This is a genomic window from Sporosarcina sp. P18a (genome assembly GCF_002743135.1).
GTDB lineage: Bacteria > Bacillota > Bacilli > Bacillales_A > Planococcaceae > Sporosarcina.
On sequence record NZ_PDYQ01000001.1, the window covers coordinates 1,058,164 to 1,071,243 of the forward strand.

The 13,080-nt window shown below is 42.4% G+C and carries 15 protein-coding genes; 1 reads left to right on the forward strand and 14 read right to left on the reverse strand.

The features are described from left to right. Nucleotides 1–104: 104 nt before the first annotated feature. The 5 genes from CSV75_RS05395 to CSV75_RS05415 are packed head-to-tail and all read right to left on the reverse strand — an operon-like array spanning nucleotide 105 to nucleotide 4,525. Nucleotides 105–1,088 (reverse strand): biotin--[acetyl-CoA-carboxylase] ligase, encoded by a 984-nt coding sequence (locus CSV75_RS05395; protein WP_099675027.1) that lies wholly within the window; start codon nucleotides 1,086–1,088, stop codon nucleotides 105–107. Beyond that, nucleotides 1,066–2,235 carry a CCA tRNA nucleotidyltransferase gene (locus CSV75_RS05400; protein ID WP_099675028.1) on the reverse strand — a complete coding sequence of 390 codons (1,170 nt, stop codon included), beginning with the start codon at nucleotides 2,233–2,235 and terminating at the stop codon, nucleotides 1,066–1,068. The genes CSV75_RS05395 and CSV75_RS05400 overlap by 23 nt, the downstream gene beginning before the upstream one ends. After that, nucleotides 2,232–3,371 carry an N-acetyl-alpha-D-glucosaminyl L-malate synthase BshA gene (bshA, locus tag CSV75_RS05405; RefSeq protein WP_099675029.1) on the reverse strand — a complete coding sequence of 380 codons (1,140 nt, stop codon included), beginning with the start codon at nucleotides 3,369–3,371 and terminating at the stop codon, nucleotides 2,232–2,234. The genes CSV75_RS05400 and bshA overlap by 4 nt, the downstream gene beginning before the upstream one ends. 25 nt (nucleotides 3,372–3,396) lie before the next feature. Next, nucleotides 3,397–4,197: a 4-hydroxy-tetrahydrodipicolinate reductase gene (gene dapB, locus CSV75_RS05410; protein WP_099631577.1), complete on the reverse strand. Its 801-nt coding sequence runs from the start codon at nucleotides 4,195–4,197 to the stop codon at nucleotides 3,397–3,399. Next, entirely contained in the window at nucleotides 4,187–4,525 is a 339-nt protein-coding gene (locus CSV75_RS05415) for a nucleotide pyrophosphohydrolase (RefSeq protein WP_099631576.1), read from the reverse strand. Before CSV75_RS05415 ends, dapB begins: the two co-directional genes overlap by 11 nt. Nucleotides 4,526–4,706: 181 nt before the next feature. On the opposite strand from CSV75_RS05415, the gene CSV75_RS05420 reads away from it, so the two are divergent. After that, the gene (locus tag CSV75_RS05420) at nucleotides 4,707–5,579 is read left to right on the forward strand and encodes a YitT family protein (RefSeq protein WP_099631575.1); all 873 of its coding nucleotides are present in this window, start codon (nucleotides 4,707–4,709) and stop codon (nucleotides 5,577–5,579) included. Between the two features lie 39 nt (nucleotides 5,580–5,618). Here the strand turns inward: CSV75_RS05420 and CSV75_RS05425 are convergent, their stop codons facing one another. The 9 genes from CSV75_RS05425 to aroA all read right to left on the reverse strand — a co-directional run bounded on the left by CSV75_RS05425 (nucleotide 5,619) and on the right by aroA (nucleotide 13,077). Beyond that, the gene (locus tag CSV75_RS05425) at nucleotides 5,619–6,287 is read right to left on the reverse strand and encodes a zinc metallopeptidase (RefSeq protein ID WP_199171302.1); all 669 of its coding nucleotides are present in this window, start codon (nucleotides 6,285–6,287) and stop codon (nucleotides 5,619–5,621) included. Nucleotides 6,288–6,353: 66 nt separating this feature from the next. Beyond that, a complete protein-coding gene (gene lhaT, locus CSV75_RS05430; protein ID WP_099675340.1) occupies nucleotides 6,354–6,959 on the reverse strand; it encodes a lipoprotein heptaprenylglyceryl N-acetyltransferase LhaT in 606 nt (201 codons plus the stop codon). A gap of 97 nt (nucleotides 6,960–7,056) precedes the next feature. Then, nucleotides 7,057–7,824 carry a menaquinol-cytochrome c reductase cytochrome b/c subunit gene (locus CSV75_RS05435; RefSeq protein WP_099672064.1) on the reverse strand — a complete coding sequence of 256 codons (768 nt, stop codon included), beginning with the start codon at nucleotides 7,822–7,824 and terminating at the stop codon, nucleotides 7,057–7,059. A 51-nt stretch (nucleotides 7,825–7,875) separates the two neighbouring features. After that, a complete protein-coding gene (gene qcrB / locus CSV75_RS05440) occupies nucleotides 7,876–8,550 on the reverse strand; it encodes a menaquinol-cytochrome c reductase cytochrome b subunit (RefSeq protein WP_081244540.1) in 675 nt (224 codons plus the stop codon). Between the two features lie 22 nt (nucleotides 8,551–8,572). Then, on the reverse strand, nucleotides 8,573–9,076 hold the full coding sequence (locus tag CSV75_RS05445; RefSeq protein WP_099631572.1) for a QcrA and Rieske domain-containing protein: 504 nt from the start codon (nucleotides 9,074–9,076) through the stop codon (nucleotides 8,573–8,575). A 318-nt stretch (nucleotides 9,077–9,394) separates the two neighbouring features. Further along, complete coding sequence (locus CSV75_RS05450) at nucleotides 9,395–9,844, reverse strand: DUF2487 family protein (RefSeq protein WP_158231606.1); 450 nt, start codon at nucleotides 9,842–9,844, stop codon at nucleotides 9,395–9,397. A gap of 85 nt (nucleotides 9,845–9,929) precedes the next feature. Further along, on the reverse strand, nucleotides 9,930–10,490 hold the full coding sequence (locus CSV75_RS05455) for a ReoY family proteolytic degradation factor (protein ID WP_099631570.1): 561 nt from the start codon (nucleotides 10,488–10,490) through the stop codon (nucleotides 9,930–9,932). A gap of 1 nt (nucleotide 10,491) precedes the next feature. Then, nucleotides 10,492–11,754 (reverse strand): tetratricopeptide repeat protein, encoded by a 1,263-nt coding sequence (locus CSV75_RS05460; RefSeq protein WP_099675030.1) that lies wholly within the window; start codon nucleotides 11,752–11,754, stop codon nucleotides 10,492–10,494. A gap of 27 nt (nucleotides 11,755–11,781) precedes the next feature. Further along, nucleotides 11,782–13,077: a 3-phosphoshikimate 1-carboxyvinyltransferase gene (gene aroA / locus CSV75_RS05465; RefSeq protein WP_099675031.1), complete on the reverse strand. Its 1,296-nt coding sequence runs from the start codon at nucleotides 13,075–13,077 to the stop codon at nucleotides 11,782–11,784. Between the last annotated feature and the right edge of the window lie 3 nt (nucleotides 13,078–13,080).

Here is a 13,080-nt window from a genome sequence, read left to right on the forward strand (position 1 = left end):
CAAGGCAGATCTCTTATATAATTCATTTGCCAAACAGGTGCAGCTCCAAAATCGATACCGCCCTATGCGTACACTATATCAAAACAGTAAGATTCTGTATAGTTTTAATTCTTAACTTCGATGTCTGCAGAATAAATTCCACGCACAGTGCCGTCTGCCAATCGAAGTTCTAGCATACCATCATGGGAAATACCAAGTGCAATACCTTCAACCGTTTCATGAACCATACTTGCTTTGATTTTCTTACCCGTTATCGCAGCATAACTCTCCCATAAAATTTTAATCGGCGCAAATCCTTTTTCTACGTATAGGTCTGTATATTGCTCCAGGTACTTTAGAATGGTTGCCACTAATTGTGCGCGATCAATCATTTCCCCTTTTTCAATGCGTAATGAAGTCGCAATCATTTGCAGTTCTTCCGGAAAATCAGATAGCTGCTGATTGGCGTTGATTCCCATCCCTAAAATAATGGCTTTGACACGGTCAGGATCAGCCTGAAGCTCTGTCAGGATACCTGTGACTTTTTTACCATTGATTAATATATCATTTGGCCACTTAATAACCGGTTGAATATCCGTCACTTCTTCAATTGCACGAACGATTGCCACCGCTGCAACGAGTGTTAGTTGCGGCGCATTTTGAGGTGGCAAATCAGGACGAATAATCAAACTCATCCAAATACCCCGATTGGCTTTTGATGTCCAAGGCCTTGCCAAACGCCCTTTACCCGCCGTCTGCTCTTCCGAAATAATTAATGTGCCGTCTTCTGCTCCATTTTGCGCATCTTCATGTGCTATTGTCTGTGTAGTGGGCACTGTTGTGAAATATTTAATGTTTCGACCGTAGCGTTCTGTCGTTAAATATTCAGTGATATTTCCTTGGTTAACCAAATCAGGTGCTTCGATTAAATAATACCCTTTTTTACGTTGTGACCCGATCTCATAGCCCTCTTCCTCAAGTTCTTTAATATATTTCCAGATTGCCGTGCGCGAAAGACCGAACTCATCGGCAATATCTTGACCTGATATAGGCTCACCTTGTGCAGCAAATAATCGTTTCAATAATTCACTTTTCACGGGAGATTTCATTTATAAACCATTCCTTTATCGCCTGTGCGTCATTTTCAATTTGTCCGTAGACAACTGCTCGTTCAATTTTCATAATCCAATCACTTGTCCATTTACCACCACTTTTTCCAGACCATTGTACTAAATCTTTCCCAGTGAAAGATAGGTCCGTGCGTTGCAGAATCGGTAGTTGTTTTTTATACTGTACAATTAGCTGTTTGCTTACTATACAATCCTCATGATTTACGTTAAAGACCTTCCCCACTACTTCTAGTGTGTCGGTTGAAAAGCTATAGAAATCCCATAGATCAAATGCTCGTTGTGTGCGTATCGCATAGGCCTCTTCAAATTGTTTCAAGAAGCGTTTTTCCTTATTGGATAATTTGAAGAGCCGAGCTAGGTCTGTTGCGTTCATTTCCGTTATGGCAAGCACCGCAGCAAAGCCATGACGCGCGTCAAGAAATGGTGTATAGCAATCCAGCGATTTAAACGCTACAAATAACTCGGGAAAAAGTTCCGGCAATCCAATTTCACACCCGTAATGAAAAGCTCGTGAAGGGTTCTGACCTTGAAACAGTTTATCCATTTCTGTTTTGATCCGTTCAATCGCAACACCGTGCAATGAAGGAGCCAGTGTTCTCATCGCCTGCAAAGTTTGCTCTTCTATATCAAAATCCAAGACGGAGGAAAAACGCAAGGCTCGGAAAATCCGCAATGGATCTTCTTGAAAGCGTTCTTCAGGCTTTCCAACAGCACGAATGATTTTTCGCTTCATATCTTCGAGTCCATCAAAGAAATCGATGAGTTCTCCGTCTACTGTCATAGCGAGCGCATTAATTGTAAAATCACGGTGTTGCAAGTCTTCCCGCAACGATGTTACATAGACGGGATCGCTAGTTGTAGTTTCTGAGCGGTATGTCGTCACTTCAATAGGCTCTCCATGCATCAGCACAAGAATCGTACCGTGTTCAATGCCCACATCAATTGTATGTCTAAACACTTCTTTGACTTGAGACGGCGTAGCAGAAGTTGTAATGTCAATATCTAGTGGTTTTTTACCAAGCTCCGCATCACGAACCGCACCGCCGACAAAGACGGCTTCATAACCTGCCGCATGCAATTCTCTAATTACTTGCCGACTTGCTACTGAACCGAAAGAAATGGTCATTTCATCGCCGCCACTTCATAATATAATTCCTCATATTGCGCTACAATTGATTCGGAACTGAATTCTTCCTGCACTGTACGCATAGCATTACTTTTCATTTGTTGATGCAAATTGGAATCACTTAGCAACTGTGTCAGACGATTAGCAACGGCTTGTACATCTCCTAGTTCTACTAAGAATCCGTTGACACCTTCTTGAACCACTTCCGGAATTCCACCGATCGCATTTGCTACAGCGGGCACACCACAAGCAAAAGCTTCAAGCAGCACGAGACCGAATGCTTCTTTCTCTGAAAGCAACAACATCGCATCACTAATAGACAATAATTCGGGCAGATCGTTACGCTTACCTAAGAAGAAAATATCGTCTTGCAATTCATGGGTCTTAACGAATTCTTCCAAATAAAATTTCTCCGGCCCTTCACCCACTAACAGCAATTTCGCTTTATGTTGCTTATCAATCAAACGGAAGCTTTCAATAATATCGGGAATGCGCTTCACTTTTCGAAAATTAGATATGTGGATGAGAACTTTTTCATCGGACTCAATACCAAGTTCTTCCCGAAGATGTTCCACTTCACGTGGATAATACTTTTCTTCATCAATGAAGTTATAAATCGTTTGTATTTCTGTCGTTGGCTGTAGCAACTCGATCGTTTCATTGCGCAATGAACGAGATACAGCGGTCACACGGTCGGACTTATTAATACCATATGACAATGTGTTTTTTAACGCAGGGTCGTGACCGAGAATCGTCACATCGGTGCCATGTAGGGTCGTGATGATGCCAATAGTTGATTGCGCCATATCTTTCGCCAAAATAGCAGAAATCGCGTGTGGTACAGCGTAGTGAACATGAAGCAAATCCAGCTGTTCCGATTCTATGACTTGCGCGATGCGATTGGCAAGGGCAATGTCGTACGGAGGATACTTAAAAACTGCATACCCTTCAATCGTCACTTCATGAAAATGGATATTCGGATGGATATCTAAAAATCGAAACGGTCTGCTCGATGTAATATAATGCATCTCATGCCCTTTAGCAGCCATTTTGAGTCCTAACTCCGTCGCCACTACACCTGAACCACCGAGCGATGGATAACAAATGACACCTACTTTTAATTTTCTTCGTTGCATACGTTAACCGCCTCACTGCAAAAATTTAATCTATAATTTTTTCAAGCCCATAAATGAATCGTGGAGTAGAAACAGCTTCACGAATCGAAAGTAAAATACCCGGCATAAAGGACTTCCGGTCGAAAGAGTCGTGACGGATCTTGAGCAATTCCCCTTCACCGCCAAGTAATACTTCTTGATGTGCGAGTAATCCCGGTAAACGAATACTGTGAATTTTCATTCCTTCGATATCGGCACCACGTGCACCTTTAAGTTTCTCTTGTTCTTCTGGATGGCCTTGGATATGAGCGGCACGTACTTCACGGATCATCTCTGCCGTTTTCACAGCTGTTCCGGACGGTGCATCCAATTTCCGATCATGGTGCATTTCAAGTATTTCAACATCTCCTAAGTAACGAGCAGCTTGTTGAGCAAATTTCATCATGAGAACAGCGCCAATCGAGAAGTTCGGTGCGATAATACAGCTTTTTTGCTGTTCATTGGACAGACTCTCTAAGTCTTTGAGCATTTCAGCCGTCAATCCAGATGTTCCGATTACTACATCCATGCCTAATGACAATGCTTTACTTGCGTTAGCAAATACCGCATCGGGATCTGTGACATCAAGTAATACATCAGGATGGTGCGCAGCATGCAACGCTTCAAGCGATGTGAAAATCGGTATTCCACCTTCGGCATCCGATACTGTTCCATTATGTAAATATTCCCCGTCATGTTTATAATCGAGTACCGCTACAATCTCTATATCTGCCGCTTCCGTTCCTGCGACTATAGCAGTCCCACCCATTCTTCCACGTGCACCTGCTATTGCTAATTTAATCATCATTCTTTTCCTCCTTTTTGGTCCAGCGATCTTTATCTCTTGTGTTGAATTTTGTCAATACGGTATCTAGCGCTTCGGATAAATCGATTTGTTGTGAGTTAGCAAAACAAATTAAGACGAATAATAGATCGCCCGTTTCTTCCTCCAACGTTCGGATGGCTTCAGAAGATTTTTTCTTCTTCATCCCGTAGCGATCCTGTACTTCACGGGATAATTCCCCCAACTCCTCCGTCAGCCGTGCGATGAGTTCCATTGGAGGAAAGTATCCTTCTTTAAAACCAGTTATGTATGTATCAACATCTCGTTGCAATTGTTCCATCGTTTTAGTCATCGCTATCAACTCCCCTTCCTATCGTATGCATTCTTCTGGCTATTGTCAAAATATAATATTTAGCACATACTATGTATAGTGCACGTATCACTGAATGATTATAAGTGCGTACGTAGGACAAGCTACATAGAACAAGAAGTTCAATTACATCCAGAATCAATTAACAGGAGGAGTGGTGTGTTTGTTCGCTGGAATTCGTGTACGGAATATTTTATTGATTATGTTAGGCGCAGCGCTATTTAGTTTTGGACTCGTGAACTTTACGATTCAGCATGAACTAGCAGAAGGTGGATTTACCGGAATTACATTAATTCTACTGTTTGCTTTCAATTGGGATCCAGCCTTACTGAACTTATTGCTGAATATCCCCATGTTTTTAATAGGTTGGAAAATGCTTGGCAGACGTTCCTTCATCTATACTGTCATCGGTACGGTGGCAGTGTCGATTTTCATTAAAGTGTTCATGCAGTATCAAGTGAATATCCATATGGAAGGTGACCTGTTCCTAGTCGCGCTATTTGCTGGCGTATTCATCGGTGTAGGACTAGGTATTATATTTAGAAGCGGTGGGACGACAGGTGGCTCCGATATCATAGCGAGACTCGTACATAAGAAATATGGAATTACGATGGGTAAAACGATGTTTGTGTTCGATGCCGCTATCATTTTATTGTCATGGGCTGTCTATTTAGATTACCGCTCGATGATGTATACATTGGTTGCACTCTTCGTTGGAGCTCGCGTCATTGATTTCGTACAAGAAGGAGCATACTCTGCGAGAGGTGCATTCATTGTAACGAACTTTCCGGATGAAATCGCTACTAACATATCAAATTCTATGGAGCGAGGCGTGACGGTGTTCAAAGGTTACGGTCATTTTTCAAAAGAAAACCGTGAAATACTCTACTGCGTGGTCGGAAAAAATGAAATGATTCGATTGAAAAACCTCATCACCGCTGTAGATCCCGAAGCATTCGTCTCCATGATGGAAGTACATGATGTAATGGGCGAAGGATTTACATTGGATGAACAAAAAAGGCCAATCAGTGATTAAAAAAAATCCTTCTGCTATAGCAGAAGGATTTTGTATTTATTAGTCACGGCTTGTAAAGATTAAAATCAAACGAACTAGCTCCAGTACAGCTACTGCAGTTGCAGCAACATATGTCATCGCGGCTGCACTCAATACTTTTTTCGCTTGTGGTTCTTCATCATTACGAATGATGCCAAGTTGAATGATTTGATCCATCGCACGTGATGATGCATTAAACTCTACTGGCAATGTAACAATTTGGAATAGTACCCCAACGGCCATCAACAGAATTCCGATACCTAGCAAAGAGTTCATGCTAGAGAAGATAATCCCAATCATGATGAATACCCAGGATGCGTTTGAAGTCAAACTAGCGACTGGCGCCAGTCTGTGGCGGAAACGCAAGAATGAGTAAGCCTCTTTATCTTGAATAGCGTGACCGACTTCGTGCGCCGCTACTGCAGTACCTGCTACAGATGATTCATGATAGTTACTTGTCGATAGTGCCACGATCTTTGTCAATGGATTATAATGATCCGTTAAAAACCCTTGGCTTTCCACTACCTTTACATCATGTAAACCATTTTGATCCAAAATAAGCCTTGCTACTTGAGCACCTGTCATCCCAGAAGTAGAACGAATCTTTGAATACTTTTTATATGTGCTTTTCACTTTAAATTGCGCATAGATAGGAAGCAATAAAATGATACCAAAGTAAATCCAGAACACGTATATCTCTCCCCTTTCTCTCTGCCTTTAATTTTATAATGTTTACTTGCTTCCTGCAACTATTAACTACGCTTTCAACACGCGCATGTCCAGTCTCGACTTATAATTCCACATAGCCGTAGCAATACAAGCTATGGATAACCAAAATGTGAAATAGCCGATTTGTGGACTAAATTGCGAAAGGTCGTGGTAAATTGGCATTTGTCCGAAGACATAGTCGATTACATCATTATGAAGTGTCCAAATAGCCGCAATTGCAATATGCCAAGCTGTGAATTTATATTTTGGCAAGTATAAGGTTCCTTGCAATGCCATTGCGAAATGGGAGCCTATCAACATCCAGCCTATCCAACCAATCGAACCGGTTACAATGAGCGTCAACAAATTCATAGCGACCGCCCATAAGCCATACTTTACTAAAGTGATGAGTGCGAGTGCTTCCATCAATTTGAAGTTTCGATTAAGTAGCCAGCCTATTATAGCTATACAAAAGAACAAAGTAGCCGTAGGACTATCCGGTACGAAAATCCAGTATTTCGGTTCTGTGATTTCCAGTTGCCACATATACCAATCATATCCGTAGACCGAACCTACTATATTGATAAAAAGAAGAATCCATAAGAATGATTTATGTGAAAGGATCATCCAGATTTGAGCCCATAACATTCGCAAAAACATCACCACTTCCATTGGAATATACTATTTTTATGTAAAGTTTAATTAAAGATCAATATATAGAAAAAAAGAGTCAGTTTCCTGACTCTTTTTCTTACTTCGTTTCTAGCTCAGATATAAATTCAGCAAGTACTTGAAGATCTTCATCTGAACCTTCCCACGTACCAGCAGGCATTGTACCACGGCCATCATGAGCGATTTCGATAATTTCTTCAGGTGTCAAACCTGTGTTAGTTAACGGTAAGCCCAGTCCACCTTGGAAGGAGTCACCGTGACAGCCAATACAGGAAGAGCCTTGATAAATCTCATACCCTTCAGCCGTTTCATCATATTCCACTTCGTCCACAATAGCACCTTGAACTTTTGCTGCTTCCCAGTCGTGGTTTTCGACTGATTCCCAAGTCAAGTAGAAGATAGCTAAGAACGAAAGAATCATGAAACCTGTTGGCAATGGACGCTTAAACGGACGTCTCTCTTTCGTTGTATCCATGAATGGAACTAGCATTAATGCCATAACTGCCAATCCAGGAATTACGATCGCACCGATCACGTTATAAGGACCGGAAGCGAATTCATATTTCAGTAGCTGATACATGAATAGGAAATACCAGTCTGGTATCGGTATATACATTGTATCCGTCGGGTCCGCTTGACGCTCAAGCGGTGACGGGTGTGCAAGAGTAACGATCAGATAACCGATTAAGAAAATCGATCCGACCATCCACTCTTTCAATAGAAAGTTTGGCCAGAATGCCTCGGTTTTACCCGGATATTCTGAGTAATCTTTTGGTGTATTCGACATCTTGCCTGAGGCCTTGATGCGCGAATCCCCAACAAATTTCATCCCTTTTCCGCGGTGCATGTTATTCCCTCCTTCTTAAATTTCAGATGACCCTAACCAAAAAATTGGTTCTTATAGTGGTCCGGAAATACCTTGTCTTCTGATCATGATAAAGTGCGCTGCAAGCAACCCAAGCAAAGCAGCCGGTAGGAAAAATACATGAATCGCGAAGAATCTTGTTAACGTCTGTGCACCTAAAATCGTGGAATCACCCGCGAGAAGGATTTTAATCTGTTCTCCGATGAAAGGTACTGACGCGGCAATCTCAATCCCAACTTTTGTTGCAAATAGAGCTTTCATATCCCAAGGCAATAGATATCCTGTGAATCCAAGACCTAGCATTACGACGAAGATCAATACTCCGACGATCCAGTTCAATTCACGAGGCTTCTTATAAGACCCTGTAAAGAATACACGCAAAGTATGTAGGAACATCATTACGATAACTAACGAAGCCCCCCAGTGGTGCATCCCACGCACAAGTTCACCGAATGCAACATCGTTCTGAAGGTAGAAAACTGATTTCCATGCGTTTTCAATATCCGGTGTGTAATACATTGTCAGGAACATACCAGACAAGATTTGGATAACCGTTACGAAAAACGTCAAACCTCCGAAACAATAGATGAATGCAGAAAAATGATGTGCAGGGTTTACGTGCTCAGGTACTTCGTGGTCAGCGATATCTCGCCAAATTGGTGTGATATCTAACCGTTCATCCACCCAATCATAAATTTTATTTAACACTGCGGTCGTACCCCCTTACCCTTTAGACTAATGTGTTCGGTATTACTCCACCAAGATAGACAAATCCGTCGATGACTTCTACTTCAAACTCATCAAGCGGTCCAAGCGGCGGTGTTCCTGGAATGTTTGCACCATTTTTCTTATAACGTCCAGCGTGACATGGGCAGAAAAATTCGTTTTTATGCTCGTCGCCTTCCCAGTTTACTGTACACCCTAAGTGTTTACAGACCGGAGAAAGTGCTATGACTTTGTCGCCTTCTTTGTAGACCCAAGCCGTATTAGATTCGTCAGAAGTATACCATCCATCTTGTCGATCTTTGATTGTATAGTCGACACGAACTGGTACTTCCGAGAGATCAGCTTCTTTTTGCGGTGTTGGAATCATGTCGGAACCGCCGGCACTAGCCAGAACGGGATCAATTGCGAAACGAATCATCGGCATCAGCATTGCAGAGGCCATGAACCCACCAGTTCCCATTAATGTATAACTTAGGAACGTGCGTCTTGACACTTTATTGCTCATCAGTAATTTCCCTCCTCTTACTCCAAAGTCAGTCCCACGGACATTCTTTTGCTAATTGTAATACTAGGACATATCTATGATATATCAATATGAAACTAAATTCAATAATGCTTTTAGTAGGTACTTAAGTTTGTGGACAAATATTAAGATTTGGTGACAAACGGCAATCAACCTTTAAATACGTCCCGATTAGTGCTTGTACCCTTTTGAGGACGGTGTTTAGGTGTGCCTGTACTGATAATGACATTAAAATTGATTTAGTTCAAGTTCTAAATCAAAAGATCGTGTCAATCCTGAACTCTGTCTTCAATATTTATCACCCTACTGCACATTCCAACTCTCCATAAAGTGTGTCAGTACTTGACGTAGCTGATCTTCCATGATGGTCTGGCGAAGATGGTTGTCCATCGTCTCGAGCGGAATGGACGGAAGCCAGACGACCTTACCTTCTACCGTCACGCTCGTCCACTTAGAATCCGTCGTAAGATAGAAGACATGCGTAAAGGAAGACTTCTTCAAATCTTGTGATAACGTGTCCGCCATTTGTTGCAAGTCTGTTGACTGCGTGTATGAAACAGGCGGTAAGAACATCATACGTCCTTTAAATTGCTTCTCTATGAACATCGATAGATTCATCAAAAACTCAGAAGAGGATGCACTGTTTTTCATCATTTCAGGTCGTGTGTCTATCGTTATTAAAGGTACTACGACGGTATCAATATATTCCTTTTGAGTTATATACGTATCCACATCTTTTGGAACCCAGTTCATTGTCATTCCTCCTTACATTACTCAGTAAAGTTTAGCTCATATTTTTCCACAACGCAAACCAATGATTCCACCGCGGAGGGCGAAATCATTGGCTGATGTCTTTATCTTTTTTCATCTCGTTCAACATAGCTGTCAAGCTAATGAACAGCTCACGGTCACCGTTGTCCAGTGCTTCATCGATTCTCTTCAGTAACATGTCATTGGTCGTTAATGTGAAGCTTTCTTCCAACAGCTTTTCAGCTATTTGTTGGTCTTTCTTTTTCTTCAGCAGATCTTCCGGCAAGTACGGATTCTCTTCCGCCACACTCGCGTACTCAGGACATTTGTTGCTGTGTTTGAAATTCAGTTGGATGAACATATCCTCGTCTGGATGCAGTCTAAGGTCGTGAAATGACTTTTCCGCATCAGCCGTCATCAAATTTCCCTTGTAGAAGCGAAACGGAATACTATCCACCTCTGTTGTGGAAATGATCATGGCGCGTGGACAGTGATGTGCCTCATTTGTAAAATGAACATTCATTAATAAATGTTCGTTGCTGAGAAGATAATTTAAAATCCATACACATTCCCGGCGCTTTAATCGATAGCGCTTTAAAAACCACCTTAAAAATTCTTTTTTAGCAGCTACAGGAACCACGGCCTTCATCCTACCCCTCCTCTTCAGATTGCGCGATGTATGCGATCCATTCCTCATCATGCGGAGCGATTCTTACTAGCTGCTGAATTACTGGTAACGCTTCATCGCGCTTACCTTCTTCCAGCAAGAATCGTGCATATTGATCTAAGAAAGCAGCATCTTCGTTCATCCCATCATATGCTTTGAAATACATTTCATACGCTTTTTCGTAATCTTCTGTACGTTCATAGGCATATGCAAGGAAAGCATGAAGTAAAGGGATTTCTAATTGATCGACTTCAGAGTACGTCAGCAGATCAAGTAACGCTTCGTCATCTTCCTGATTTTCATAAACCGAAGCAAGCGTGACAATTGCATCAATATACTCCGGATCTAAAACGAGAGCTTCTTTTAAATGCTCTTCTGCCTGTTTTGGCATTTGCAGTTTCAATGCAGATTTCCCTGCGGCCAGCTGCAATTCTTTATCGAACTCATCGCGTTCAATACCTTTTTTAAAAAACTCCAACGCTTTGTCGTCTTCATTTTGTTGCGCGTAGCTTTGACCTGCAAGCATATAAGCGGAGAAATAATCTGGATCCATTTCTAGCAACTGCTCAAGACGTGTGACCGCTTCCGAGTAGCGAGCAGTTTGATAGTAAGCCAACCCTAATCCAAACAACTCTTCAGGATGTACTTCCTTGTTCAGTAATGCCTCGTAGAACGGAATGGCTTCCTCGTACGCAGCACCTGCACTGTACGCTTCTGCAAGTCGCGAAGATAGACGAACACCTGCGATCTCTTCGGTTGTCTCGTGAAGCTTCCCGTAAATTCTCACAGCCTCACTGTATCTACCTGACTCCAATAGAAGTTCTGCTTGCGCAAGTTGGATTACCGGTTCGTGCGGGGCCAATGTTGCGGCTTCACGCACTTTAGATAATGCCGTTTCGGCAAGTCCGAGCATTTGATAATAATCCGCTTGTGCAAGCAATGCTTGCACATACTCTTCTTCGTCTGGTGAGACGTCCGTCAATAAGAGTAAGGCTTCATCCTCTTCACCAAGTTCAAGTAAAGCGGCAGCGCGATCTATTTTCAACTGAGCTTCGTCAGGGAATACGAGCAACAACTGAGAAAATATATCGTCAGCTTGTCTGACGAATCCATATTCGATCAATAGATTTGCGACATTGTATAATGTGTCATACTCATTGGTAGCTTGCAGTTTCTGTATTTCATCATGAAGTACATCTAAATCTCCATTGAGTACTGCTTGCTCCAATTCCTGCAATATCTTCATTTTTTCACCTGAGCTTTCTACTCTACTTTATTGATTAACTAGCTCCGAAAGATCTTCGAAAAAGCGCGGATAGGAAATCGCGATACAAGATGGATTATCAATCTGAACAGGACTTGACGTAATCAATCCCGCTACCGCTGCCATCATGCCTAGACGATGATCACCGTAGGATTGAAGTGTGGCACCCGCAAGTGGTGTCGGACCATGAATAATCATACCGTCCGACGTGGTCTCAATATCCGCTCCGAGCTTCCGTAATTCCGTAGCAACTGCCTCAATACGGTCCGTCTCTTTGACACGAAGTTCTTCAGCATTTTTTATAATAGTTTTTCCATCTGCTTGTGTTGCTAATAAAGCAAGTACAGGAAGTTCATCGATTAATCTTGGAATCAAATCACCACCGATTTCAGTTCCTCGCAGGCGCGAATGCTTTATTCGTACAGTGCCATAACGCTCACCCGAAAAACCTTGTTCATCTGATAGTTCGATTTCCACGCCCATCGCTTCTAGTACATCTAGTATACCTGTTCGAGTAGGGTTCAATCCAACTTTTAGGAACGACACATCACTGTCTTCAACTAATGCCGTGGCTACCATGAAAAAAGCCGCAGAGGAGATGTCTCCTGGTACGACGACATCTGTTCCTGTTAGTTGTTGCCCACCTTCGATCCGGATTACTTTGTCTTGTTGTTCCAGCTTCGCACCAAATTGCACTAACATACGTTCCGTGTGATCCCGCGATACAGTAATTTCTGTAACAGACGTAGTCCCCTTGGCTTGAAGACCTGCAAGTAATACAGCGGACTTTACTTGCGCGCTAGCAACTGGCATCAAATAATCGATTGCTTGCAATGTGTTCCCAGTGATTATAAGTGGTAAGTAATCCGCCGATCCTTTGCTTTTGATATCCGCACCCATTTGCTCCAAAGGATTCGTCACACGCTTCATCGGACGCTTAGATAAATATTGATCTCCACACATTTCGGACGTTACGGAAGAACCGGATAAAATACCTAGCATTAAGCGCGCAGTCGTTCCCGAGTTACCCGCGTCAAGTGCTCCAGCTGGCGTCTGCCACTCCGCGATGCCAGGACTTTCAATCGTCACAGTAGTTCCGTTCCGCGTAATCTTTACACCGAGCTGTTTAAACATTTCAATGGTACTCAGACAATCTTCACCATCCAAAAACCCACTGATCGTGGTTTTGCCCTTTGCAATTGAACCCAACATAACCGCGCGGTGGGAAATTGATTTATCTCCAGGTACTTGTAAAGCACCGCGAAGAACTGGCTTTTCGAATGAAACCGTTTGTTGTTCTGACATTAC

Bases quoted from the DNA above. Each gene is read 5' to 3' on its own strand.
- CSV75_RS05435 (WP_099672064.1), bottom strand. From the start codon at position 7,824: ATGCACCGCGGAAAAGGGATGAAATTTGTTGGGGATTCGCGCATCAAG.
- CSV75_RS05395 (WP_099675027.1), bottom strand. From the start codon at position 1,088: ATGAAATCTCCCGTGAAAAGTGAATTATTGAAACGATTATTTGCTGCA.
- CSV75_RS05400 (WP_099675028.1), bottom strand. From the start codon at position 2,235: ATGACCATTTCTTTCGGTTCAGTAGCAAGTCGGCAAGTAATTAGAGAA.
- CSV75_RS05460 (WP_099675030.1), bottom strand. From the start codon at position 11,754: ATGAAGATATTGCAGGAATTGGAGCAAGCAGTACTCAATGGAGATTTA.
- aroA (WP_099675031.1), bottom strand. From the start codon at position 13,077: ATGTCAGAACAACAAACGGTTTCATTCGAAAAGCCAGTTCTTCGCGGT.
- bshA (WP_099675029.1), bottom strand. From the start codon at position 3,371: ATGCAACGAAGAAAATTAAAAGTAGGTGTCATTTGTTATCCATCGCTC.
- CSV75_RS05455 (WP_099631570.1), bottom strand. From the start codon at position 10,490: ATGAAGGCCGTGGTTCCTGTAGCTGCTAAAAAAGAATTTTTAAGGTGG.
- CSV75_RS05415 (WP_099631576.1), bottom strand. From the start codon at position 4,525: ATGACTAAAACGATGGAACAATTGCAACGAGATGTTGATACATACATA.
- dapB (WP_099631577.1), bottom strand. From the start codon at position 4,197: ATGATGATTAAATTAGCAATAGCAGGTGCACGTGGAAGAATGGGTGGG.
- CSV75_RS05450 (WP_158231606.1), bottom strand. From the start codon at position 9,844: ATGAACTGGGTTCCAAAAGATGTGGATACGTATATAACTCAAAAGGAA.